The organism is Paenibacillus sp. N22P23 (assembly GCF_059383735.1).
Window position 1 is genome coordinate 886053 of sequence record NZ_JBXENT010000001.1, and the last position, 23119, is coordinate 909171.

Here is a 23119-nt window from a genome sequence, read left to right on the forward strand (position 1 = left end):
TCGAATCAAACGCGTTCCACTTTGCGAAACTCACTAGGCGTGACGCCTGTGAACTTCTTGAACATCCGATTAAACGAATTAATGTTCTGGTAGCCGACCCGGGCGGCGGCGTCCTGGATTTTGACATCTGAACGGGACAGCAGCTCTTTCGCCCGGCTCACCCTAATCAAGTTGACGTAATCCACGAAATAAGTACCGGTCTTTTCCTTGAAATAGGTGGAGAGGTAGCTCCTCGTGATGTTGAGTTTATCCGCCATCATATCAAGCGTAATATCATGCGCATAATGATTCTCCAAATATTCGAAAACAAAGCTCGTAATATGATCCTTCTTTTCTTTCTTGCTCTTGATCAGATTGGTGATCGAAGGCAGCCACTCCTCAAACAACTGCTCCAATTCTTCGAATGTATGGCTGTGCTGCAAGCGGGATTGCAGGGTTTGAAGCAGCTCCGTATCCAGATGATTAACGATGTAGGCACGTTTCGTTCTGTCCACCACAATGCTTATGAATGCTTTGACCTCATGCTCAGACGCTTCTTTCTTCCGTAATCCGGCAATTTCACGTTTCATAAACTGAACAAGCTGCGATTCGTTGCCGTTGTTCAAGCTTGCATTGATCTCTTCCTCTTGTGCCGACATTAGAAAATAGTTTACCAGCCTTGAATCCGTCTCCGCCCACAGCACTTGGTTCCTATCATTGAATTTGCGATGCTGGATCAGTGATTTGGTCTGTTCGAAAGAGAGATTGAAGTCGTCTGGCCGCTCATAACGCTTACTCACAGCCATCGTGGAGAAGCAGTAAGCACGGTCGAGATCGAGCACGATCCGAAACCCGTCCAACGTTTCAGCCAGCTTGTGCTCGGCATGGTCGGAATAGATGACAGCCAGCAGCTGATCGCTTTCCAGCTGCAGCGTGAGGGAGTCGGGGTAACGCTCCGTTAAGATTTTATCGATATAGGCGCGGATAAATAAGGTTGCTCGTTCCTCATCATCGTCTATATCCTCGAGCAGCTGCGGCCTGAAGGTCAGCTTGAACAATACGACGCGGTAAGGCTGGTTGCTTTTGATAAGATCCTTCAGGAAGCTGGTGTTGTTCCGAATGTTCTTCAGTTGATTGATGTAGGCATAGTGGCGAAGCAGGGAGTTCTTCTCCTCCAGATTCTGGCTGATATCAAAGTTCGAATCGAGCAAATCTCTGACTCTCTCCTGGATAAAGGCAAATTCTTTGATTCCGCTATGTTTCTGCCAAGCGAACCCGGTTGTAAGCTGCTGAATGGATCGCACAAGCTGCTTGACCGGACGGTTAAATCGCATGCTGAACAGGAAGGAAGCCAGCATACTAAATAAGACGGAGAGTACGAGCAGCATAACGAACGTAATGTTCCATTTCATTTGCGAAACGATGCTGTCATCCGGGATTACGTTGACGTAGGTAAGTCCGGATAGTTCGCCTTTTTTGTAAAAGTAATAATTGGAGTCCTTCTTGACATAGCCGTGACTGCCTTCAAGTACTGGGAACTGTTCTTGTTGAGCATTGACGGTAGTGAAGAAAGTACGCTGTGCGTCGTCTAGGATGTGGAAATCGTCCGTAATGGATTGATGAAATGCTTTATACATTTTCTGTGCGTCGGCTAAAGCGATGATATAAACCGAGGGGTTGGTTTGGTTCTTAATGATGATCGGAATCAACTTGCGTTCACTGACACGTTTGGTATTGTACTCAAGCTCAGAGAAGATGTCGTTTGGCAGAATGCGAGTCACGTAGTGGTTATCGAATTGCGATTGCCAGAACTCGTAACCATAGGTCTTGCTCACATAATACCTTTTGAACATGACGTCTGCATCTGCGCCGCGTGATTTCTCAATCGCGACATTGCTTTTCTTGAAGTAGACAATCATATTCTCCAGGAAGAGCGATTGGTTTGCGAGGTAGATTTGAATTTCGTCGATCAGCTTGACGCCGGCAGCATAATCGAAGTTAGGTTTGTCGAGCGCAGCAATTTGATCATTGAGTGAGAAGGATAGAACGGCGTTCTCGATAAGTTGGATGATCGCCTCATAATTCTCCATGGTGTTGTTCAGGTTCACATTATTATAGGCGATGACTTCTTCTTTAATCGTGCCTCTGTAGAAAAAAACGGAATATAGAATGAAAGATACGAGCAGGATCACAATCGTCATGTAGCTGATAAGCAGCCAGAAGAACAGAGAAGGGGACTTCATACGTTTGTAGGGGAACTGTAGCAGCCTAGCGATTATCTTCATGAAAACAACCCTCTCCCGTCATGGTCTGTTTTCAAGCCTGTTTCTCTTATATTAAAGAAAGAAAGCGGTTTGAACAATGGTCTTATTTTCATAACTTCACTGAATTTATAGGTAATGTAAATAAAATGAATGATAACAAATACTGCTCGTTTCGAGCATAGAATCGTTTCGTTATAGTGTGGTCAAGAGCCGATCGAGAATGCAGCACATCATGTAAAGGGGGAGCAGCATGATAAGGACCATCAGGCAAGATGAAGCAAGTCAATCGCTAACGCTTACCCAGGCTGCTTTTGCCGTCCGATTCTCGGAATCCGATGTGCAAGCGCGCCTCGCCAAAATGAACATGGAGCACTTTCTAGGCTGCTTCGTGGAGGATCAGTTAGCTGCGCAGCTTGCGGTACTTCCGCTCTATATTTACGTGCAGGGAGAAGCGATGGCGATGGGCGGAATTGCCCATGTCGCCTCCTATCCGGAATTGCGCAGACAAGGGATGGTCAGTCGATTGCTCATTCGCAGCTTGGAGATGATGCGGACTAATGGACAGACGGTCTCGATGCTGAACCCGTTCTCCTATTCGTTCTATCGCAAATATGGCTGGGAGTACTTCTCCACACAGAACGTCTATACGATGGATATGGCGGTCATTCCAAGATTTGGTGCTGCCTCCGGTGTTGTCAAACGATTGTCGGCCGAGGACTGGCACACGGCGGATCAAGTCTATGATCGATATGCGCGTTCAAGCTTCAACGGTATGCTGCGTCGTGATGAGAAATGGTGGCGTCAGCATGTATTCAATCGTAAGCTTGGCAGTTTGGCTGTCTATTACCACACGGACGGCGAGCCGATCGGGTACATGCTTTATGACATTAAAGATCGTTTCATGAATATCCATGAGCTCGTATATCTCGATCATTCTGCAAGGAACGGCCTATGGCAGTTCATCGGCAATCATGACTCCATCGTGACTAGGCTGAAGTTTACCGCACCTAACGAGGATCCCTTCTTATTCGCGATGGCAGAGCCCAAGCTTCAGCAAGAAATCCACGCTAACTTTATGTTCCGCATCGTCGATGTTGAAGCATTCATTAGGCAATATCGTTTTACCGCCGAGTCAGAAAAGCTAATTGTCCGCATCACCGACGAACATGCCGAGTGGAACCGAGGTGTATGGGAGCTTGCAGTGAACGATAACGGCAGCGCTGAGGTCGTTCGGCTTGAATCCGAAGTCCTGGATGGTGTCAGCTGCGACATCCAAACGCTCTCCACCATGCTGATCGGCTGTCAACGCCCCGCCCAGCTCAGCATGAACGGCCGCCTGAGCGGCAGTTCGTCCGAAATCGCGCAATGGGAGCGCGCAATCCCTCGGCGAGTCGCGTATATGACGGACTTTTTCTAGCTTTCTAGGCAATTTGGTCTTAGCGGAGCAGGCGAAAATAGTCTGAAGAAGCGATAGCGTTCGCCTTTGTACCCTGAATTTTACCTTTGGGAAATCCAAGTTCAGAAATTCAATGGGACAACAGCGATCGGAAGACGGTTTCGCATGCGCAGCGTGGTTTTAATGTTTTATCATCCGTTGAAATTTGATCTCTCGAGCAAAGGAGGCATCATCTCGTGAAAAGCTACGCTCTCGTAGGCGCAGGCAACAGAGGCACCTATATGTTCGCCGTTCCGATAGCACGGGATTATGCCGACGTGGCGACAATCGTTGGCGTGTATGACACGAACGCGAAACGCTCGGAGCTGCTGCGAACACGGACCGGCGGACATTTTCCGGTGTACCCTAGCTTCGATACCATGTTGGCCGTAGCGAAGCCGGATGTGGTCATCGTCACTTCCATTGACAGCACGCATCATTCGTATATTGTGCAAGCGCTGCTCGCCGGATGCGATGTCATCACGGAGAAGCCGCTCACGATTGATGAGCACAAATGCAGCCTCATTCTAGATACAGAGCGGCAAACCGGCAAGCAAGTCACGGTAACCTTCAACTTAAGATACATGCCGTTCATGAACCGGCTCAAAGAAATTTCCCGGGAAACTACGCTGGGCACATTGACGCATGTTCATTTCGAATGGTTTCTGGATACGAAGCATGGAGCTGATTATTTTCGCAGATGGCATCGGAAGAAAGCGAATTCCGGCGGGCTGCTTGTTCACAAATCGACCCATCACTTCGACATCGTGAACTGGCTGCTGGAGGATGAACCTGCGGATGTTCATGCGTTCGGCTCTACCCGATTCTACGGTCCGACACGTGAAGAGAGGGGAATCAGATGCTCGGACTGTTCCTATTCCGATTCTTGTGAATTCTATATCGATTTGAATCAAGGCAACTATAGAGCACTCTACTTGGATTGCGAGGACGAAGATCACTACTACCGGGATCAGTGTGTGTTCGCAGATGAAATCGACATTGAAGATACAATCAGCGTTAATGTCAGGTATTCCAAAGGAGCGATGATGAGTTACTCCCTCACGGCTTATGCGCCTTATGAGGGTTTCCGGATGGTATTGACGGGAACGAAGGGAAGACTGGAAGCGGATTATTTTGACGGAGCTGTCGGCCCTTATGCGGGTAAACCCGTTCAGCGCATTCGGTTATTCAACCGCGAGCAGGAGATGATGGACATTCCGCTGCAAGAGGAAAGCGGCGATCATGGCGGAGGCGATGGTCGGTTGCTCAGAGCGCTAATAAGAGGATCGGAACCCAGTGATTCAAGGCAGGCGTCTAGTCGGGACGGCGCAATGTCATGTGCAATCGGATTCGCAGCTAATCGATCGATTAAGGAAGGTAAAGCAGTTCGGATTTCTGACCTATTCGAATCTAATCCAGAGGAGGTTCAACATGAACATTAAAGTACTGGAACATGCGCAACAATTGGGACAGGAAGCAGCCGATCACGCTGCACGCATTTTGCGAGAAGTGATTGATCGTCAAGGAAGAGCGAGACTGCTGCTCTCGACAGGTTCATCGCAGTTTGAGTTTTTCAAAGCGTTCGTCAAGCAGCAGGTAGAGTGGAGCAAGGTTGAAATGTTCCATCTGGACGAATATGCAGGCATCACTGATACACATCCAGCCAGCTTTCAAGCTTATCTGAAGGAGCGGTTTATCAGTCATGTGAATCTAGCAAATTATCATCTCGTGGACGGAAATGGTGATGTCCAGCAGACGATTGCGCGCTTGAACGAAGCCATCCTACAAGCTCCGATCGATCTTGCCATGATTGGGATTGGAGAAAATGCTCATATTGCGTTCAATGATCCTCCGGCGAATTTCGAGACAGAGGAGCCTTACATCGTAGTAGAGCTGGATGATGCGTGTAAACGTCAGCAAGTCGGGGAAGGCTGGTTTGCCAGCTTGGACGATGTGCCTGCGCAGGCGATCACAATGAGTGTTCGCCAGATTATGAAGAGCAAGGTTATTCTCTCCTGCGTGCCGCATGCGGTCAAAGCGGATGCCATCAAACGAACGCTCGAAAACGATATCACGCCGCTCATTCCAGCTACGATGCTGCGCTCACATCCCAATTGGACGCTCTACTTGGATCAACAATCAGCCGCACAAGCTGTTCGGTCTGATACAGCCGTAAATGAATGAAACCGATTCCAAACTCTCGGCGGCAAGGAGGTGAAGCGTTATGCAATGGAAGGGTAAACGTTATGATACCGGAGAATGGGTGCAGGTTACAGCAATCAACGGTATTATTCACGCCGTCGATCCTATACGTCCTGACAATGACTGGAGCGAAAGATGGTTGTCACCGGGATGGATTGACCTGCAGGTGAATGGTTTTGCCGGTTTCGATCTGAACGGTGACGTGACCACGGAGCATGATGTTGCAGAGGTGACGCAAGCCTTATTCCAGCACGGCGTCACCACCTACTGCCCCACAGTAATAACAGGCAGTTTCGCAAGAATGAATCAAGCATTCCGCGCCATCCATACGGCTTGCGAGAATAACAAGCTGCTCGGCGATGCGATTGCCGGTATTCATCTCGAAGGCCCTTACTTATCCGCAGAAGACGGGCCGCGCGGTGCTCATGATAAAGCCCATATTCGAGACCCTAATCAAGATGAATTCGATATTTGGCAGCGTTCGGCCGGTGGGCGAATTGTACTTTGTACCCTTGCGCCTGAGCGTGAAACCGCCGTGTTGTTTATCAAGCAGCTGCGTGCAGGTGGAGTTAAAGTAAGCATCGGTCACACGATGGCGAATACGGAACAATTGAAGCAGGCTGTAGAGGCAGGTGCTTCGATGTCCACCCATCTTGGTAATGGCGCACATCCGGTCATGCCGAGACATCCGAATTATATTTGGGATCAATTGGCTGAAGACGGATTGTACGCAATGTTTATTGCGGACGGCCATCATTTAACTGCTTCTGTGATGAAATCCATGATCCGCGTCAAACGCGATCGCTTCATCCTCGTCAGTGACAGCGTCATGTTCGGTGGGATGCCCCCTGGGCGTTACCCGAGTATGATCGGACAAGAGGTAGAGCTGTTAAGCAATGGAAGGCTCCAGACGGCAGCCGATCCACGGATATTGGCAGGCTCCGCTCAAGCGCTTGACCGAGGTGTAGAGAATGCCGTTCGACTTGCGGGAATCAGTTTGCGGGAAGCGATCGATGCGGTGACGAAGCGACCTGCGGAAGCCATGGGATGGCCGAAGTTAGGGCGATTGGAAGTAGGCGCAAGAGCCAATTTAACTCTGTTCACGATAGATAGCAGCGGCAGCATTCATGTCCAGCAAACGATTGTGAATGGAGAAACCGTTTGGAACGGGAGGCTGACATGATAGAAGATCGTTTAGGTGTCATAACGGATGAAGTCTCACCGGAACTAATTGAAGCGCTGGACTTTGCAGTGTCCAATGGGTTGAAGCATGTTGAAATCCGTACGATCAACGGCCAAAATGTGCTCTCGATCCATGACCAGCAGCTTGCTTTTATCCGCTCAGAGACGGAACGCAGGGGACTTTTCGTTTCCTGTATTGCTTCTCCGATATTTAAATGTGCACTGGGCACAGGCAGTCAAGTAGCGGAGGGAGACAGGTTTAATCAGGAAGAGCGCGCGGTTTCCGAGCATTTCACGATGCTGGAACGCGCGTTCGACATTGCGGATCAGCTGGGAACGCATCGTATTCGTATGTTCTCGTTCTGGCGTGAAGCTGAGCCGGAGCAACACGAAGAAGAGATCGTTAAGCATTTGAATCGTGCTGCCCAAATGGCTGCAAGCCGAAGCAAACTGCTTTTGCTCGAAAATGAACCTTCCTGTAATGGCGGGTTTGCCTCGGAAGTTGCTAGACTTGTCAGAGCCGTTAATTCACCTGCACTGCGCGTCCTATGGGATCCCGGAAACGAGCAATACGGGAACCGCTCCAGCTATCCGGAAGGATATGCTAATATTCGCAATCTATTGGCGCATGTTCACCTCAAAGACGTTCGGATTGACGAGAAGGGCAACCCGAAAGCGGCTCCGATCGGATCAGGCATCGTTCCGTATGGAGCTCATATTCAGGCTTTGCAGCGACATGGCTATACCGGTTTATTCACGTTGGAAACACACTATATTCCAGATGGCGGAACAGCGATGCAAGGTACAGCCCAGTCACTTAAAGGGTTAAAAGCACTTCTGATGAATCAACCATCTAAATAGGGAAAAGGGGAATGGTAGCATGGAACAGTCGATCGTAAAAATTGGTATTATCGGGCAAGGCCGAAGCGGACGCGACATTCATGGTCAATTACTTGCCAAACTGCCCAGCTATTTCCAGATCGCTGCAGTTGCGGACTCAATGCCGGAGCGGCAGCAGCTCGCTCGCCAAGAATTCAACTGCAACGCGTATGCGACGTGGCAGGAGATGGTAGAGAATGAACAGCTTGATCTTGTCGTCAATGCTTCGCCAAGCCACCAGCATGTGCCAATTTCGTTGGAGCTGTTGAACCGTGGATTTGATGTCTTGTGCGAGAAGCCGCTGGCCAGAACATCGGAAGAAGTAGATCAACTGATCGAAGCCACCGAACGATCCGGCAAACGATTAGCTGTCTTCCAACAGTCCCGTTACATGCCTGCCTATGTGCGCATTCGTGAAGTTATTGAAAGCGGCGTCTTAGGGCGCATCGTGCAAGTGGATTTCACCAGCAACCGGTTCGTGCGAAGATGGGATTGGCAAACACTGCAAAGCAACAATGGCGGCAGCTTGTTGAATTTAGGCTCTCACACGATAGATCAAGCGCTTCACTTGTTCGGATCAGATCTGGTCCCGGAAATCACTTGCATCATGGATCAAGCGAATACGTACGGAGATGCAGAGGATTATGTGAAAATTCTGCTAAGAGGCCAAGGACGTCCAACTATCGATTTGGAAGTCTCCTCGTGCAGCGTTTTCCCAGGAGAAGCTTTCGTTATACAGGGGACAAACGGCGGGTTACGTGGCAATAATGACCGGTTGGAATGGAGCTATTTTAAACCGGAGGAAGCGCCCGTGCAGCAATTGACTACGGAGCCGCTGGTAGATAAGAACGGCATGCCGAGCTATTGTCGCGAAACGCTCAATTGGTATAAAGAGAATTGGGAGCTGCAATTGGCGGAAGGACAAGGCGAATTCGATTACATGACGGAGCAATTCTATCTAATGCTCTACGGCACGCTTGTCCATGGCGATGAGTTAGCGATTACGCCGCAGCAGGTTCGGCAGCAGCTTGTTGTCATGGAAGAGTGCCGCCGCCAAAATCCTCACATCTACCGCCCTGCTCAAGAAAGCATCAGAGGTTAATTCGATGACGCTCATTCAAACGATTGCGGAGCTCGAAGCTAAATTGTCCGAACCCTCAGAGCAGTTTATTGCCGAGATGGCGTCTATTAAAGGCGACATCATCGTGTTAGGCGTAGGTGGGAAAATGGGACCGAGCCTAGCTAAACTAGCCGTTCATGCGCTGCGCCGCTCAGGCGCTCGCAATAGAGTCATAGGTGTTTCGCGATTCTCTAATGAGGAAACGCGCAGCGAATTGGAGGCTGCCGGCGTCGAAACGATCTCGTGCAACCTTCTTGATGATCAGCAGCTTCAGCAGCTGCCTGATGCACCTAACATGATCTATATGGCCGGCAATAAATTCGGCACGACAGGTAATGAGCATTTCACCTGGGCGATGAACGCTTATTTGCCTGGCAGAGTGGCAGAGAAGTATCGAAACTCGCGAATTGTCGTGTTCTCGTCCGGGAATGTATATCCATTCTCGCCGCCGGGACTAGGCGGTGTTACGGAATCATGTGCACCGGAGCCTAAAGGGGAATATGCGCAGTCTTGTTTAGGTCGCGAGCGTGTGTTTGAATACTTCTCCAAGCAAAACAACACGCCAATGGTTATTTTTCGATTGAACTATGCGATCGATCTCCGATATGGTGTCCTGCTGGAAATTGCCAAATCGGTCATGAATGATCGACCGATTCAGTTGGAGATGGGGCATGCCAATGTCATTTGGCAAGGGGATGCTAATGAGATGGCGCTGCGCTGCTTGTCACTATGCCAGTCGCCGCCGCGTACGATCAATATTACGGGACCCGAGACCATGTCCGTACGTTGGGCAGCGGAAGAGATGGGCAAGCGCCTCGGGAAACCGGCGTTATTCGAAGGTTCGGAGTCGGACACGGCTCTGCTAAGCAATGCCGGTCAATCCTTTCAGTTGTTCGGTTATCCGCGCGTATCGCTGCTGCAGATGATCGACTGGGTTGCCGAATGGGTGCGTGCAGGCGGATATACGCTGAACAAACCGACACATTTTCAAGAACGAAAGGGGAAGTTCTGATGCGCGGCAAGCAGCTGACACCGGAACAGGTTGGAGCACTTCACGAAGGCTTGGTTATTCCGGCTCATCCCCTAGCTTTGGATCAGCATCGCAGACTTGATTCACGGTATCAACGTGCACTGACACGCTATTATATCGACTCGGGAGCAGGAGGGATTGCCGTTGGCGTCCATTCCACGCAATTCGAGATTCGAGACGCAGACATCGGATTATACGAACCGGTGCTGCGACTTGCTTCCGAGGAAGTAGAGCGAGCGCAGCTGAAACGCCCTTTTATCAAGGTGGCGGGCATATGCGGTCCTACTGATCAAGCATTGAATGAAGCGAGAATCGCCATAGACCTCGGTTACGATGCCGGTTTGCTGAGCATAGGCGGACTTGGAAATTGGAGCGAAAGCGAGCTATTGAGACGCACAGAGCAAGTGGCCGAGATGCTGCCGGTTATTGGGTTTTATTTGCAGCCTTCCGTAGGAGGGAGAGTACTCAGCTATGCGTTCTGGCGGGCATTCGCGGAGATTCCGAATGTAGTTGCGATCAAAATCGCCCCGTTCAATCGTTATCAAACCATCGATGTCGTCCGTGCAGTATGCGGCTCAAGCAGACGTGATCAAATTGCACTTTATACAGGAAATGACGACAACATCATTGGCGATCTGCTAACAACCTATCGATTTAGAATCGAAGGAACTACGGTGGAGAAGCGAATCGTTGGAGGTTTACTAGGGCACTTTGCGGTCTGGACGAGAAGAGCAGTGGAGCTGCTCGAAGAAGTGAAGCGAGTGCGAAACGATGCGGCATTGTCGTCCGAGTGGTTGACGCGGAACATCGAAGTGACGGATATGAACGCAGCGCTCTTTGATGCTGCCAATCAGTATGCGGGTTGCATCGCCGGCATTCATGAGGTGTTGCGAAGACAAGGTTTGATGCAGGGCATCTGGTGCTTAAATCCCCAAGAGACATTATCGGGCGGGCAAGCGGATGAGCTCACACGAGTTAGCCGTGATTACCCGCAGTGGGTTGACGATGAATTCATTGCCGAGCATCTGGCGAAGTGGCTTGAAGATTAAAAATCGAAAAATGGCAGCGCAGAATTCAACTTCTGCGCTGCCATTTTATCATTAACCATATTAAACATTGCGAGCAGTACTATCTCTTATAATAAGCTCAGGTTTCTTAGGAGGCTCAAGCATAATCGGTATGCCTTCGATTCGCTGCAGCAGCATATCGACAATTTTACCGCTAGAATGTGAAATATCAAAGCTGACGCTGGTTAAGTTCGGTCGAAGACTTCGATACAGGTCGGAAGGACCGAAACCGATCACGGAGATATCCTGCGGCACGCGATACCCATAGTCGTAGAAATAATTTAAAGCCGCCACCGTCGTTACCTCGTTTGAAATCATCAGCGCTGTTGGCTTCTGGGTTTGGAGGAGCTGATGGATCCCGTTGTAACTCTCTTCCATCTGGCCTGGGATACGAACAATATAGTCATCTATGAACGGTATTCCATACTCGTTATATGCTTTCTTAACGCCATTAATTCTCTCATTGTTGAAGGAGATCACATTGCCTTTGATGCTGCCCACAATAAAACGAATGTCGGTATGATTCAAATCCAGTAAATATTTGGCCGCCATATAGCCGGCCTCAAGATCATCGGAAGATGTATAGTAAATATCCTCGGGATTATTCGAATATTTCATGTTGAAGACATAAGGAATACCGGCTTCCTCTAGCATAGTGGCCAAGGATTCGTTATTAGAAGGGCTTAATATAATAAAGCCGTCCGCTACCTGACTCTTAATGACGTTAAAGAAAGATTCGGAATCGGGATCGCTCGATGTAATAATCAGGATATTGTAGCCCTCGCTGTGTGCTTTCTCAGTCAAGGCTTTGAATAAGGCCTGGAAGCCAGCGTTGAAAATCAACTCGCTAATATGCTGCGCACTAACGACAAGTCCCAGTATGCCGCTCTTGCCGGATTTGAACATTCGGGCGGTCTTGCTAGGGATATAACCTAAATTCTTAACGGCATCAAGAACCCGCTGCCTAGTGATCGGTTTAACGAGACTTGAACCGTTCATAACTCTGGATACGGTGGAGGGCGTCACTTTTGCTTTCTCGGCGACGTCGTGTATAGTTGGCTTCTTAATGTTACGTTCCTCCTAGCTAATCCCATGAAATGTTAACGATGCCATTCTATAAGGATTGTAATGGGTTACGATCAAAATTGCTAGCTGAATGTGAATAATCAGACTTCTTGTATTGACAGAGCTCTGCATTCTAGGATAATATTGGCTCGAAAAGGCTTACATTCCCTTCGTGTTCGTATAATCGACAACCGAAGGCAGCGTGAGTTTTTTATTTCTACCAAATTGGCAACGTTGCCAATAAAGAAGGCGATACAGACGAAAGTTTGAGCCAAATCCAGAGATTCACAGAGAACTATTGCCGTCACATCAAGGTTTAATATTTATGGCAACGTTAACATTATTCTAGTTTACTCAAAGAGTGAACACAGGAGGCGTGCAAAATGAAGATTTCATTAGGCTGTGATCATGCAGGGTTCCATCTGAAATCCGCGGTTGCCGAACATCTGAGCGCCATCGGCTGTGATGTGATTGATCACGGTTGTTACAGCGCTGATGCCGTCGATTTTCCCGATATTGCTCGTCTGGTCTGTCAATCCGTCCTAAAGGGTGAAGCTGAGCGCGGAATCATGGTGTGTGGAACAGGCGTTGGTGCGAGTATCGCAGCGAATAAGATTCCGGGTATTCGTGCTGCCGTATGTCATGACTATCATTCGGCACACCAAAGTGTCGAGCATGATGACGTGAATGTGATGTGTGTAGGCGCCCAAATTGTAGGAGAATGGCTCGTGAAAGATTTGATTTCTTCCTATGTGTCAGCAACTTTCAGCACGGAAGAGCATTTCCGCAGAAGAGTCGAGAAATTAGCCATTCTTGAACGTGAAGCAGCGATTAAACTACCTGAATAAAGAGCGGGAGGTCTGTTCATGCAAAGCGCACTGCAATTATCCCCTACATCAGCACCGGCTTTGAAGTTACCCTACATTCAGTTCACGAATCCCAAACTTCAGCAAGAAGCAGGTAAGCTCTCATCCCAGGAACAAGCCTACAGAGTGGAGGTAGAGGAACTTTACAATTTCATCTATCAATCGATAACGAGCGCACTCAAAGAAGTAAAGCAGCAAACAGACTTTAACTACTGGCACAGCAAGGATCGAAATCAGCGCAAAGTAGAAGAGGCGTTGAATTATATCAATGAGCATTTCAATGAAGATTTCGGCTTGGAGCAAGTTACTGATATTATGCACTGTTCTTCGACTTACCTGAATAGGCTGCTGAAACAGTACACGGGCAGTACGTTCTATAATCTGCTAACGCAGAAGAGAATCGAGCATTCTAAGCATCTATTAGCGCTGAATCATCAGACGGTATGCGAAATCAGCAGCGAAGTCGGCTATACCAATGTACATAGCTTCATTCGCGCCTTCAAGCGCAGCGTTGGTATTACGCCTGGACAATACCGGGAAAGCAGTCTCGCTCATTCATGTTGAACCGGTAGGTCACGGCTGATTCGAGCAGCATGAACGACCTGCTCATAGCACTAACCACCAGCCGCGCCTACAACTGAAATTAACTAGGTATGATTTGCTAGTTTGTTAAACATATCGATATAGACGAGGCTTCGGTCGATGTCGATCGCTTCTTTGTAGAAATGCCTGGAATCATCCGTGGAATAGGTGAAATTCGGATTGAGAATTGGCGTTCTTCGTACAACAGACGGCACCCATTCTTCATTCAGCAGCCAGGCGATAGCAGATACATCCCACAGTACTTTCGACCAACCAGGGCGATTGCGACCAAACCGTTCAAACCGTCCGTGGAACAGATCGCTGAAATAGGTGCCCAGCTTGTTTCGGTCTCGTAAGCAAGCATCGATCTCGTAGGTGGATGTCAGCAGATGGGATGCGACGCTGTGACATGGCAGTACGACTAGCGGAACGCCGCTGTCATAGATAATGCTGGAAGCATGGTAGTCTTGCGACACATTGAAAATATCTTGCGTTGGCCACCAATAGGAGTTAGGTCCAAGCCAGACTACGACGATTTTCCGAATGATTTCGGGGCATTGGACAATAGCCGAAGCTACATTCGTAATGGCGCCAATAGCGACCACATAGAGCGGATCATCTTGGTCAGCTTCCAGTGCCAATGCAATGATTTGATCTACCGCCTCACTAGGCACCGGCTCTTCGCGGCTGCTCATGAATTGTGCGGATCCTCTGTAAACAGGAGGAGGGGATGGCAGGTCCATCAGTTTGTAGATGTTGAAAATTTCGTTATAGCTTTTCTCCATCCCTTCTCCCGGACTTGTTGAATTCCAGTTGAAGAACGGAGCCGCGGTAACCGCCAGCAACTCGATCTTATCCGGCGATAACAGTGTGTAAGCAAGTGCGAATTGATCGTCCACTTCATTAAACGCATCGGTGTCCAGAATCATTTTCACTTTGCCATTCGGATGGTTAAGCCGCTGAAGCATCGCGGCGTGATCGAGCTGGTAATTAGCCCAACTACTCATGTAACGCACCTCTTTCATTCTATGTTCGGCAGCTGTTAAGCTTCGAATTCAGTATAGGGGAGGGATCCGGATTTCGATATGTTCATATATCAAATGATGAAACGTTAGATTTCTGTATATTGCATGAAGAACACATAATGAATTCGGGGAGAGAACAAGCCATGAGTGAGCAAGTCACTTTATTTGACAAATTTTACGGATGCATCGCCGGCGTTCATATCGGATCCGCAATGGGTGCGCCAGTAGAAGGCTGGGATTTCGATCGAATCGATGCCCAGTACGGCATTCTTGAGGACCTGCTGCCCTATGAGCATTTTCATAACGGCTGGGTTCGCGAAGCAGGGACGACAGAAGATGGCGTAGAGCGCCAGAAGCTGATGATTTCAGCGATCATGGAGAAGCAGGACCGCGTCACAGCCGAGGATGTCCGTAATATGTGGATTTCCAAAATCAAGCCGGAATCGGCAGGGATGATTTCCGAGCCTTTCGAGGCCGTACTGCTGGCTATGGCTAAGAGCGGCATCCCAGCTCGGGACATCGGAAAATATTGCGATTATGCAGGGTTAAACAGCTTTTCTCGTTCTTGCCACCCCATCGGACTCATCAATGCCGGGGATATCCCTACTGCCATGAATGATGTAAATGAAGTCGGCCAACTCTATCAAACAACGAATGGACGCGGATTGAAATGGGCGACTGTTACAGCAGTTGCAATCGCATCCGGCACCAAAGCAGGCGCTACCGTTGACAGCGTACTTGGCGCAATCTTCGATCACTGCGATCCTGATGTGGTTGTCAGGGAGCTGGAACGTGAGCTGAGACGGACCGCGAACATCGAGGACTATCGTGAGTTTAGAAAGACGCTCTATGAATCGTATAACATTCGAGGCATTCCTTATGAGGTTAGTTATGCGAATGAAGTGGTGACGAAAGCGGTTTGTATTTTCAACAGAGCAAAAGGCAATGTCAAAGAAGCGATGGTTGCAGCTGTAAATATGGGCCGTGATACCGACTGTGTTACTGCAGTCGCAGCAGGTATTTCCGGTGCGTTAACCGGTACGACTACGATTCCGGAGTCATGGATCAAGCAGACAGACTATGCAACAACCTTGCATGTCGTGACCAACTCCCAGCGCACGATGAAAGAGCATGCGGAAGGCTTGTACCAAGCGTATCGTTCCCGGTTACATAAGCTGAAGGCTTATACCGAGCTAATGGGAGCGCTGTAGGCAGACATGATGAAGGCTAAGGAATCAGAAGATATTCGTAAAAGGAGCGTGCGACAATGAGCGAAGTAGTCAGCTTGAAAGATAAATTTCACGGATGTATTGCAGGTGCACAGGTTGGAGCAGCGCTCGGCGCGCCTGCTCAAGGACTCACTTGGCAGGAAAGTGAAGCTGAGTTCGGTGTCCTTGATCAGCTTAAGCCTTATGAGAACGGTTGGTTCCGTGAAGCCGGTACGACTGGAAGCGGAATCGAGAGACAGAAGCTGCTGATTACTGCCATTTCGGAGCGACAGGATCGAGTTACGGCCGAGGATGTTCGTGCGATCTGGGTTTCCGATATGCAAATGAAGTCGGCCGAGATGGTCATGGAGCCGTATGATGTCGGTTTGCTGGCGGTTGCAAGCAGCGGGATTCCTGCACGCGATCTCGGCAAATATTGCGATTATGCCGGTCTCAATAGTTTCGCCGGCTACTGTCAGCCCGTTGGATTAATCAATGCAGGCGACGTGAAGAATGCGATACGCGATGCTTTCGAACTTGGACAGCTATATCAGGCTTCCAGAAGCTATGGCGTGAAGTGGTCAGGTGTAACCGCAGCCGCAATTGCTTCTGCTACGAAGCCTGGTGCGACGATTGAAGGCGTTATAAGTGATTTGTTCACGAACTGCGATTATTCTGATGTAGGTGCCAAGATTGATGGATACAAATACGGTTACTTAAGAGACAACGTGATTGATGAACTCGAATCCGGGTTAATGCTGACAGCGGGCTGCCGGGATTTCCGCGAATTACGCGAAGCCTTTGATAAGAGTTACCGCGGCTGCGGCGTGCCGTATGGCAGCAGCTTCGCAAACGAAGTCGTGACCAAAGCCATTTGTATTGTTCGAATGGTAAATGCCAATGTGCATGATGCGATCATCGCCGGGGCTAATATGGGTCGAGACAGCGTAAGTGTTGCGGCACTAGCCGGCGGGCTTGCAGGTGCACTCAGCGGTGCAGCGACATTGCCAGAGTCCCTCATCCAGCAAGTGGACTATGCCGCAAGCATAAACAAATATACGTGCTCGCAGCGGACGATTCGCGAACAAGCCGATGGCGTCTATCAAGCCTTCCAAGGCAGATTGAGTACGATAAATAAATTAGTTGAAGAAATGCTTGTGTAAGAGGTATAGGTTCCTCGTTTAACGGACATACTAGCTATTATTGCGTTCATACGGTCAGATGAAGACATGTTTACCGGATAATTGAATCATTGAGTGAAGTATTGCCTGCAATTTGGCTTTAATCTCCTATGTAAATACGCATTTTCAAGAAGCTGAGATCATCGATCCAGCTTCTTTTTGATTTATGGGCAATTGCGGTGGAATGTTTTTCCGTTGATTTTTCTGCAAAGGATATTTATTATAGGAGCTTGTCATAAAAAAAGATTAACCCTCATCAGCCTTGATGAGGTAGAGGTCGCGATGTTAATGAGTACGCCGGAGGAAGTCCAGTAAAGGCTGAGGATTCCGGAGGAAAGGTACCATCGCCGAAGCCGCACGGTTTACTGACCGTTCGAGCTGGGGCCGTTTCCGAAAGGGACGGAACTGTCACACGATTCGCACCCGCGTTATGTGTGTTGAGCTATCTTCAACAGGAAAGATGAGGGAGTATGGGAGCTGCCTTGTTAGGCAGCTTTTTTGTGTTTAAATGGCTTAAATATCCACAAAATAAGCAAATCATGTAAGGGAGCGTACAGAAAGTGAACGAGAATCCAAACAACAACAAATTACGCAGAGGCTTGAAATCGCGTCATATGACGATGATCTCACTCGGCGGCTCGATAGGAACAGGCTTATTTCTAGCCAGCGGGGGAGCGATTCATTCAGCAGGTCCCGGCGGAGCATTACTTGCTTACCTGATTATTGGCATCATGGTTTATTTCTTAGTGACAAGCTTGGGAGAAATGGCAACCTACATGCCGGTTTCGGGAACCTTCAGCACGTATGCAACCAGGTTCGTCGATCCCTCATTTGGCTTCGCGCTCGGGTGGAATTATTGGTATAACTGGGCGATAACGATTGCGGCTGAGCTGTCAGCGGCAACGATCATCATTAAATTTTGGCTGCCGGACAGCCCATCATTCCTATGGAGTGCCTTGTTCCTAGCACTGATGGTTGGTTTAAACTTATTGTCTGTAAAAAGCTACGGTGAGTCCGAGTATTGGTTCGCGATGATCAAGATCGTAACCGTCATCGTATTTATCGGGATCGGACTTCTCATGATTATCGGCATCTGGAGCGGAAAGGCGACCGGCTTTAGTAATTTCACAACTGGTGATGCGCCAATCTCGGGAGGCTTGCTTGCCGTACTCGGCGTTTGTATGGCGGCAGGCTTCTCGTTCCAAGGCACCGAGCTTGTCGGCATTGCAGCAGGAGAATCAGAGAATCCGCGCGTAAACGTCCCTCGGGCGATTCGCAGCGTGTTCTGGCGGATTTTGCTGTTTTATATTTTCGCTATATTCGTTGTGGGTCTGTTGATTCCTTATACGACGGAGTCATTGGCTAGTGACAGCGTTAGTGCGAGTCCGTTTACGATCATCTTCGAGAAAGCTGGTTTAAGCGTAGCCGCTTCCGTAATGAATGCCGTCATATTAAGCTCCGTACTTTCCGCAGGCAACTCGGGGATGTATGCCTCTACGCGAATGCTCTGGGTACTCGCAATAGAAGGTAAAGCGCCTAGATTATTCGCCACATTAAATAAAAATGGAATCCCTGTTTATGCCTTGCTTGCTACAGCCGTTATCGGTATGCTCGCATTCCTTGCGTCCTTCTTCGGCGATGGTCAGGTGTATATCTGGCTGCTCAACGCTTCGGGGATGTCTGGCTTTATCGCCTGGCTTGGGATTGCTATCAGCCATTATCGATTCCGTAAGGCTTATCTCGCACAAGGCCGGAAGATCGCAGACCTTCCATACCGTTCGTTGTGGTTCCCATTCGGACCGATCTTGGCAGGCGTTATGTGTATGATTGTTATTTTGGGGCAAAGCATCAGCGCATTCTCGGACGGTCAAGTCGATTGGAAGTTCCTTATTGCTTCGTACATTGGCATTCCATTCTTCTTACTATTATGGCTCGGTTACAAATGGAAATACAAAACAAAGGTATTAAAGCTGGAACATTGCGAGCTGGAAGCTGCAGTCGAATAATACGTTCGTTTCAAATGCCATAAAGGGCGGCAATGTGAACAGATCATCTGTTCCGTTGCTGCCCTTTGTTCAGGTTACGTTACCGCGGGAATTACAATCGGCGATTCAATCATGATTGGCTCCGCTTTTGCTCGCTTATTGGGAGGTAAATCAGGTTCTAACAGTGGACCGTATTCGATGCTTTCCGCTGGTTTCCACTTCTTGACAACTTGCTCCATCCCAATGGGGAAGATAGTCAAGTTCCCGCCTTTATCAATATGGATTCGAATGAAATTCTTCCAGTTGTCGATTTGCATGGCAGAGAATGCTTCACCGCTGTGGCGACCGAAACCATTCAACGATAGGAGCAAGTATAACCCCATGATGATTGATCCAATAATCCATCCGCCATATGCGATTAATACGCCGATCAATACCAATGCACCGAGCCCCCACTGGAAATGAAATAGGGTACTGACCAGATAAACAGCTCCGCAGCCGATAAAGAAAGCAGCAGCAACATGGCTTAAGCCATGCAGACAGCCGGCAATCCATTTGTACGTACGGGAATGCGTATCCGTGAACAGCCAGAATCCGCCGATTATGATGAACATCCAAATAAACGCGCTTGGTGTATGAGCAATCTTGGTGAAGGAGGCTGAGACAAGTTCCAGGTAAGTTGCAGATGCAGGTGGAGCGGTGGTGACGGAGAGTACGGAGTTGCACGCTAACAAATAGAGAATTGCCGTTACGATGCCGAACATTTGGTTCTTCCAAACAAACAGCAGATTGCCCCAGGTCAGCCGCCTTGAAGCAGCGACATCCGGGAAGTCTTTCTTCCGTTTAAATTCAACCTTCGCTTCATTCTTGTGTGCATAGATGGACTGATCCTTGAGATCATGGGTAGGATGAAGGAAAGCGCCGCCTCCGCCGGCAGTAATTTTCTCGACTTTGCGGCTGTGATCCTCCGATGAACCGTCGGCGTGGGTAGGAATATACTCGAATCTGCGGTAATGATGAAGATCGCCGGCCATGAAGATTTGTATGTCGACATGATTCTTGTTCAGCATATTTTCAAGGAAGGTCAGATTGTTCTCGTTGTAAACCGGATCATACTTTCCATATTTATGAGCAGACACCCAGTAGGGCTCTGCATTACATAGAATAACTCGATCACCGGTTTGCATTTGTTTGGCGATATGCTCGAAATAGCGCACCTGCTGGCCGTCGATGTCTGAATTCAACTGCACATCGGTTCCGAGCAGCCACCATCCATGCGGAAGCTTCAAGGCAAAATAGCTCTTCTGCTGCGGTGCGTGCCAGCCATTAAACCATTTGCGTGAAGTGAATATCCGTGAGAACGAAATTAGGCCGTCGTACCAGTCATGGTTACCCGGAACGGCGAAAACCTGCGGGTGCGGATCAGCCGTGTATCCTTGAGCGAGATAATAAGGTGTAACCAGTCTGTTCATATATTCATCACGGTTCGCGGTAGGATAGACCTGGTCACCGCCAAAGATAAGCACATCGCCGCGTCTTGTCGTAATGGATTTACCCGTTTGAGGATCAACAAGCGACAGCTCCGGACGAGTGGCATGATAGGCAATCGAATAGGTGGAATCAAATCCATCACCTAAATCACTGATGTAATCGATCCATATTTCATCTCGAGGTTGGTCTGGATCTGTCAAGTAGAAGCCATCTTCATCCACTTTATAAGTTCCCGATTCATCGCGTAAGAAGTGCTTGGAATAGTCGTTCAATTGCTCATCCTTCTGATTGAATGCCTCAATTAATCGAAAGTCGGAATAGAGCCCGAAGATCGTCGATAGGACAGTCTTCGTTCCTGTCACGATTAATTGTTTAGGATTGAACCATTCGACCATTCGGGGTCTGACGTTACGATCTGCAATCATTTTCTCGGCTAGCTGCTGAACTTTGCTCTTGACCATATCATTCTCCTTCCGGCACATCTAAGTAGTTCTATTATTTCATAATCTTGCTGCAAAACACGTCGAATGAACAAACAAGCCTGCCGAATGTCCGGCAGGCTTGTTCGATTATTAGCTGAAGCGTTGCAGTACTAAATAACCACTGATGCTCGACGTACTTTTGCGAAACACGACTTTGAAGCCGATGTCATTGTCTAATAAGCAGTTTAAGGCATTTATAAGCAGCGCACCTTCCTGCAAGTTGGCACGGCAGGGATAGGCAGAACCAATGACACGAGAAGCTAGGATTCTACGCGGGGATCCGCTAACTAAAGGGTTTCTCGACCAACTAATAAGAATTAAGTCAGGTTGTTGAGTAGCTTTAATACGAACCATAATTATCACCTACTTCTATTCTAGGGTTACTCTATTAGATGAGAGTCAGCCCGAATTGGTGATAGTTTACGAGAAAGAATACGAATGATACCGCAATGAATTGCGCACACTAGACCAAATATCACGGCTTTCGCCGCCCATATACCAGTACCCGTACCCGGCTATGGAATAGGATTCTCCTACGCTGATCTTATCGGCAATGGAACGTCCGTCCTCCAGCCATATTCGATTCAGCATTATTCCTTGAGCGTATTCTGTGTATTCGGCAAAATATTGGCCCAGCCGTGCATCCCACACGGTTGTTGCGTTTCTGGACGTAACAATACTGTTCTGACGAGTGAGTGTGATGTCCTCAGATACGACTTCGCCGCCTATGATGTCCGATGTCCATTTCCGCGTATATAGTGGCAGCGCAAGAATAACTTTACGTGCGGGCACCTTCTTCAACAAAGCTTCGATGCCTTCCTTAAGCCATGGCAGGGAAGAGACAGAGCCTGCTTGCGCAGCTCCGCTCCAATGTTCGTCATAGCCCATGAGAAGGACGTAATCCGCTATTTCCCCAAGTGCTGCATAATCAAATACTTCCGTCCAGTCGTATCCGAAATCAGGGGAGACGTTGACAGAGATAATCGCGTTCGTTTCTAAACGAAGTGCTTTGATGAAAGCAGTGAAAGCGCTGCGGTCTTGAGGCATCATATTCTCAAAGTCAATATTTAAACCATCAATCCCGAACTGTTGTACGCGATCCGCCAGCTGTTTAATGAATGCTTGTCGCTGAGTCAGGTCCGTCAGCATCGCATGAGTAGCTGCTTGATCGGAATGATTGCCAACCATTGCCCACAGCTTCTTGCCATGCGTGTGCGTCCAAGTTAACAGGCTGGCGTCCATTTGATCTTCAAATTCACCATTCTTCCCAAGAAAGAACCATCGTGGCGATAACGTATTTACTGTCGATTGTGCGACTTGCTGTTCGAATTGCAGCGTCGTTTGCCCATACTGCCATCCCAGTTGGATCCTTGAAGGAGGAGCAGCAGTAATTTGCTTAGCCCAATCCCCGTATGTCCATACCCGGTTCATCAGAACGGCAGCCTCTTGCCTTGTTATCGATTCCTTCGGACGAAACTTACCCTGATCACCGGTTATCAAAGCCAATTGGGATAAATGACTGACAGCAGACAGCGCCCATCCGCTTATCCGATCTTGATCATCATATAAAGCGGGAATTACGGAACTTCCCGTTTGATTTAAAGCACGGTTCATGATCACGGCCGCTTCTTCCCGCGAGACCGGACGCCCCGGTTCGAATAAGCGACTTGAGCTTCCTTGCGCGATTCCTAGTTGTACGGCAGGCTGTATCCATTGGTAATACCATGCTGATTTAGGCACATCCTTGAAAGTGGGAATCTCACTCACCACCGGCTTGATTTCAAGAAAACGGTCGATTAATGTCATAAATTCTGCACGTGTAATGGCTTTTTTTGGCTCGAATCGTCGCTCACCGGTCCCGGTCATAAACCCGAGCTCCGTCATAGCTAGAATCGATTCTCTGGCATAGTTGAACGGAATATCATCATAGGGTGCTCGCGGCGCGGCTTCAGCTGATGAGAATGGGAACAGAATCGTGGTGCAGATCAAACCTAGTAAACCTATACTTGCAGCCATCGTTCGTAAGAGGACGGCTTTAATATGTTTCATAACTATAAACTCACTTTCCAATTGTAA

General features: G+C 48.6%; 18 protein-coding genes and 1 riboswitch. Of the genes, 13 read left to right on the plus strand and 5 right to left on the minus strand.

The features are described 5' to 3' along the window. Window positions 1-5: 5 nt before the first annotated feature. Window positions 6-2264, minus strand: coding sequence for a helix-turn-helix transcriptional regulator (locus AC506A_RS04365; protein WP_495459745.1), 2259 nt, complete (start codon window positions 2262-2264; stop codon window positions 6-8). 229 nt (window positions 2265-2493) lie between these two features. Between AC506A_RS04365 and AC506A_RS04370 the strand changes: the two genes are divergently transcribed. From AC506A_RS04370 to AC506A_RS04405, 8 genes are all read left to right on the plus strand, one after another. After that, on the plus strand, window positions 2494-3660 hold the full coding sequence (locus AC506A_RS04370) for a GNAT family N-acetyltransferase (protein ID WP_495459746.1): 1167 nt from the start codon (window positions 2494-2496) through the stop codon (window positions 3658-3660). Window positions 3661-3875: 215 nt separating this feature from the next. After that, entirely contained in the window at window positions 3876-5120 is a 1245-nt protein-coding gene (locus tag AC506A_RS04375) for a Gfo/Idh/MocA family protein (protein ID WP_495459747.1), read from the plus strand. Then, window positions 5110-5862 carry a glucosamine-6-phosphate deaminase gene (locus tag AC506A_RS04380; RefSeq protein ID WP_495459748.1) on the plus strand — a complete coding sequence of 251 codons (753 nt, stop codon included), beginning with the start codon at window positions 5110-5112 and terminating at the stop codon, window positions 5860-5862. The genes AC506A_RS04375 and AC506A_RS04380 overlap by 11 nt, the downstream gene beginning before the upstream one ends. Window positions 5863-5902: 40 nt before the next feature. Then, on the plus strand, window positions 5903-7063 hold the full coding sequence (locus AC506A_RS04385; protein ID WP_495459749.1) for an N-acetylglucosamine-6-phosphate deacetylase: 1161 nt from the start codon (window positions 5903-5905) through the stop codon (window positions 7061-7063). After that, a complete protein-coding gene (locus tag AC506A_RS04390) occupies window positions 7060-7923 on the plus strand; it encodes a sugar phosphate isomerase/epimerase family protein (protein WP_495459750.1) in 864 nt (287 codons plus the stop codon). The genes AC506A_RS04385 and AC506A_RS04390 overlap by 4 nt, the downstream gene beginning before the upstream one ends. A 19-nt stretch (window positions 7924-7942) precedes the next feature. Further along, window positions 7943-9043, plus strand: a complete 1101-nt coding sequence (locus AC506A_RS04395) for a Gfo/Idh/MocA family protein (protein ID WP_495459751.1) — start codon at window positions 7943-7945, stop codon at window positions 9041-9043. A gap of 13 nt (window positions 9044-9056) precedes the next feature. Next, window positions 9057-10073: an NAD-dependent epimerase/dehydratase family protein gene (locus AC506A_RS04400; protein ID WP_495460966.1), complete on the plus strand. Its 1017-nt coding sequence runs from the start codon at window positions 9057-9059 to the stop codon at window positions 10071-10073. Continuing rightward, window positions 10073-11140 (plus strand): dihydrodipicolinate synthase family protein, encoded by a 1068-nt coding sequence (locus tag AC506A_RS04405; RefSeq protein WP_495459752.1) that lies wholly within the window; start codon window positions 10073-10075, stop codon window positions 11138-11140. The genes AC506A_RS04400 and AC506A_RS04405 overlap by 1 nt, the downstream gene beginning before the upstream one ends. 60 nt (window positions 11141-11200) lie before the next feature. Here AC506A_RS04405 and AC506A_RS04410 read toward each other — a convergent pair whose 3' ends face one another. Beyond that, complete coding sequence (locus AC506A_RS04410; protein WP_495460967.1) at window positions 11201-12226, minus strand: LacI family DNA-binding transcriptional regulator; 1026 nt, start codon at window positions 12224-12226, stop codon at window positions 11201-11203. Window positions 12227-12606: 380 nt separating this feature from the next. On the opposite strand from AC506A_RS04410, the gene rpiB reads away from it, so the two are divergent. Further along, window positions 12607-13071 carry a ribose 5-phosphate isomerase B gene (rpiB, locus tag AC506A_RS04415; protein WP_495459753.1) on the plus strand — a complete coding sequence of 155 codons (465 nt, stop codon included), beginning with the start codon at window positions 12607-12609 and terminating at the stop codon, window positions 13069-13071. 18 nt (window positions 13072-13089) lie between these two features. After that, the gene (locus AC506A_RS04420; RefSeq protein WP_495459754.1) at window positions 13090-13653 is read left to right on the plus strand and encodes a helix-turn-helix domain-containing protein; all 564 of its coding nucleotides are present in this window, start codon (window positions 13090-13092) and stop codon (window positions 13651-13653) included. An 83-nt stretch (window positions 13654-13736) separates the two neighbouring features. On the opposite strand, the gene AC506A_RS04425 is transcribed toward AC506A_RS04420, so the two are convergent. After that, window positions 13737-14678 (minus strand): nucleoside hydrolase, encoded by a 942-nt coding sequence (locus AC506A_RS04425; protein ID WP_495459755.1) that lies wholly within the window; start codon window positions 14676-14678, stop codon window positions 13737-13739. Between the two features lie 161 nt (window positions 14679-14839). Between AC506A_RS04425 and AC506A_RS04430 the strand changes: the two genes are divergently transcribed. The 3 genes from AC506A_RS04430 to AC506A_RS04440 all read left to right on the plus strand — a co-directional run bounded on the left by AC506A_RS04430 (window position 14840) and on the right by AC506A_RS04440 (window position 19091). Next, window positions 14840-15907 (plus strand): ADP-ribosylglycohydrolase family protein, encoded by a 1068-nt coding sequence (locus AC506A_RS04430; RefSeq protein WP_495459756.1) that lies wholly within the window; start codon window positions 14840-14842, stop codon window positions 15905-15907. Between the two features lie 56 nt (window positions 15908-15963). Continuing rightward, the gene (locus AC506A_RS04435) at window positions 15964-17067 is read left to right on the plus strand and encodes an ADP-ribosylglycohydrolase family protein (protein ID WP_495459757.1); all 1104 of its coding nucleotides are present in this window, start codon (window positions 15964-15966) and stop codon (window positions 17065-17067) included. Window positions 17068-17348: 281 nt separating this feature from the next. Further along, a riboswitch (Lysine riboswitch) is annotated at window positions 17349-17538 on the plus strand. Between the two features lie 161 nt (window positions 17539-17699). Then, window positions 17700-19091, plus strand: a complete 1392-nt coding sequence (locus AC506A_RS04440) for an amino acid permease (protein WP_495460968.1) — start codon at window positions 17700-17702, stop codon at window positions 19089-19091. A gap of 74 nt (window positions 19092-19165) precedes the next feature. Here the strand turns inward: AC506A_RS04440 and AC506A_RS04445 are convergent, their stop codons facing one another. Next, a complete protein-coding gene (locus tag AC506A_RS04445; RefSeq protein ID WP_495459758.1) occupies window positions 19166-21022 on the minus strand; it encodes a metallophosphoesterase in 1857 nt (618 codons plus the stop codon). Window positions 21023-21463: 441 nt separating this feature from the next. Next, a complete protein-coding gene (locus AC506A_RS04450) occupies window positions 21464-23092 on the minus strand; it encodes an S-layer homology domain-containing protein (protein WP_495459759.1) in 1629 nt (542 codons plus the stop codon). Window positions 23093-23119: the final 27 nt, after the last annotated feature.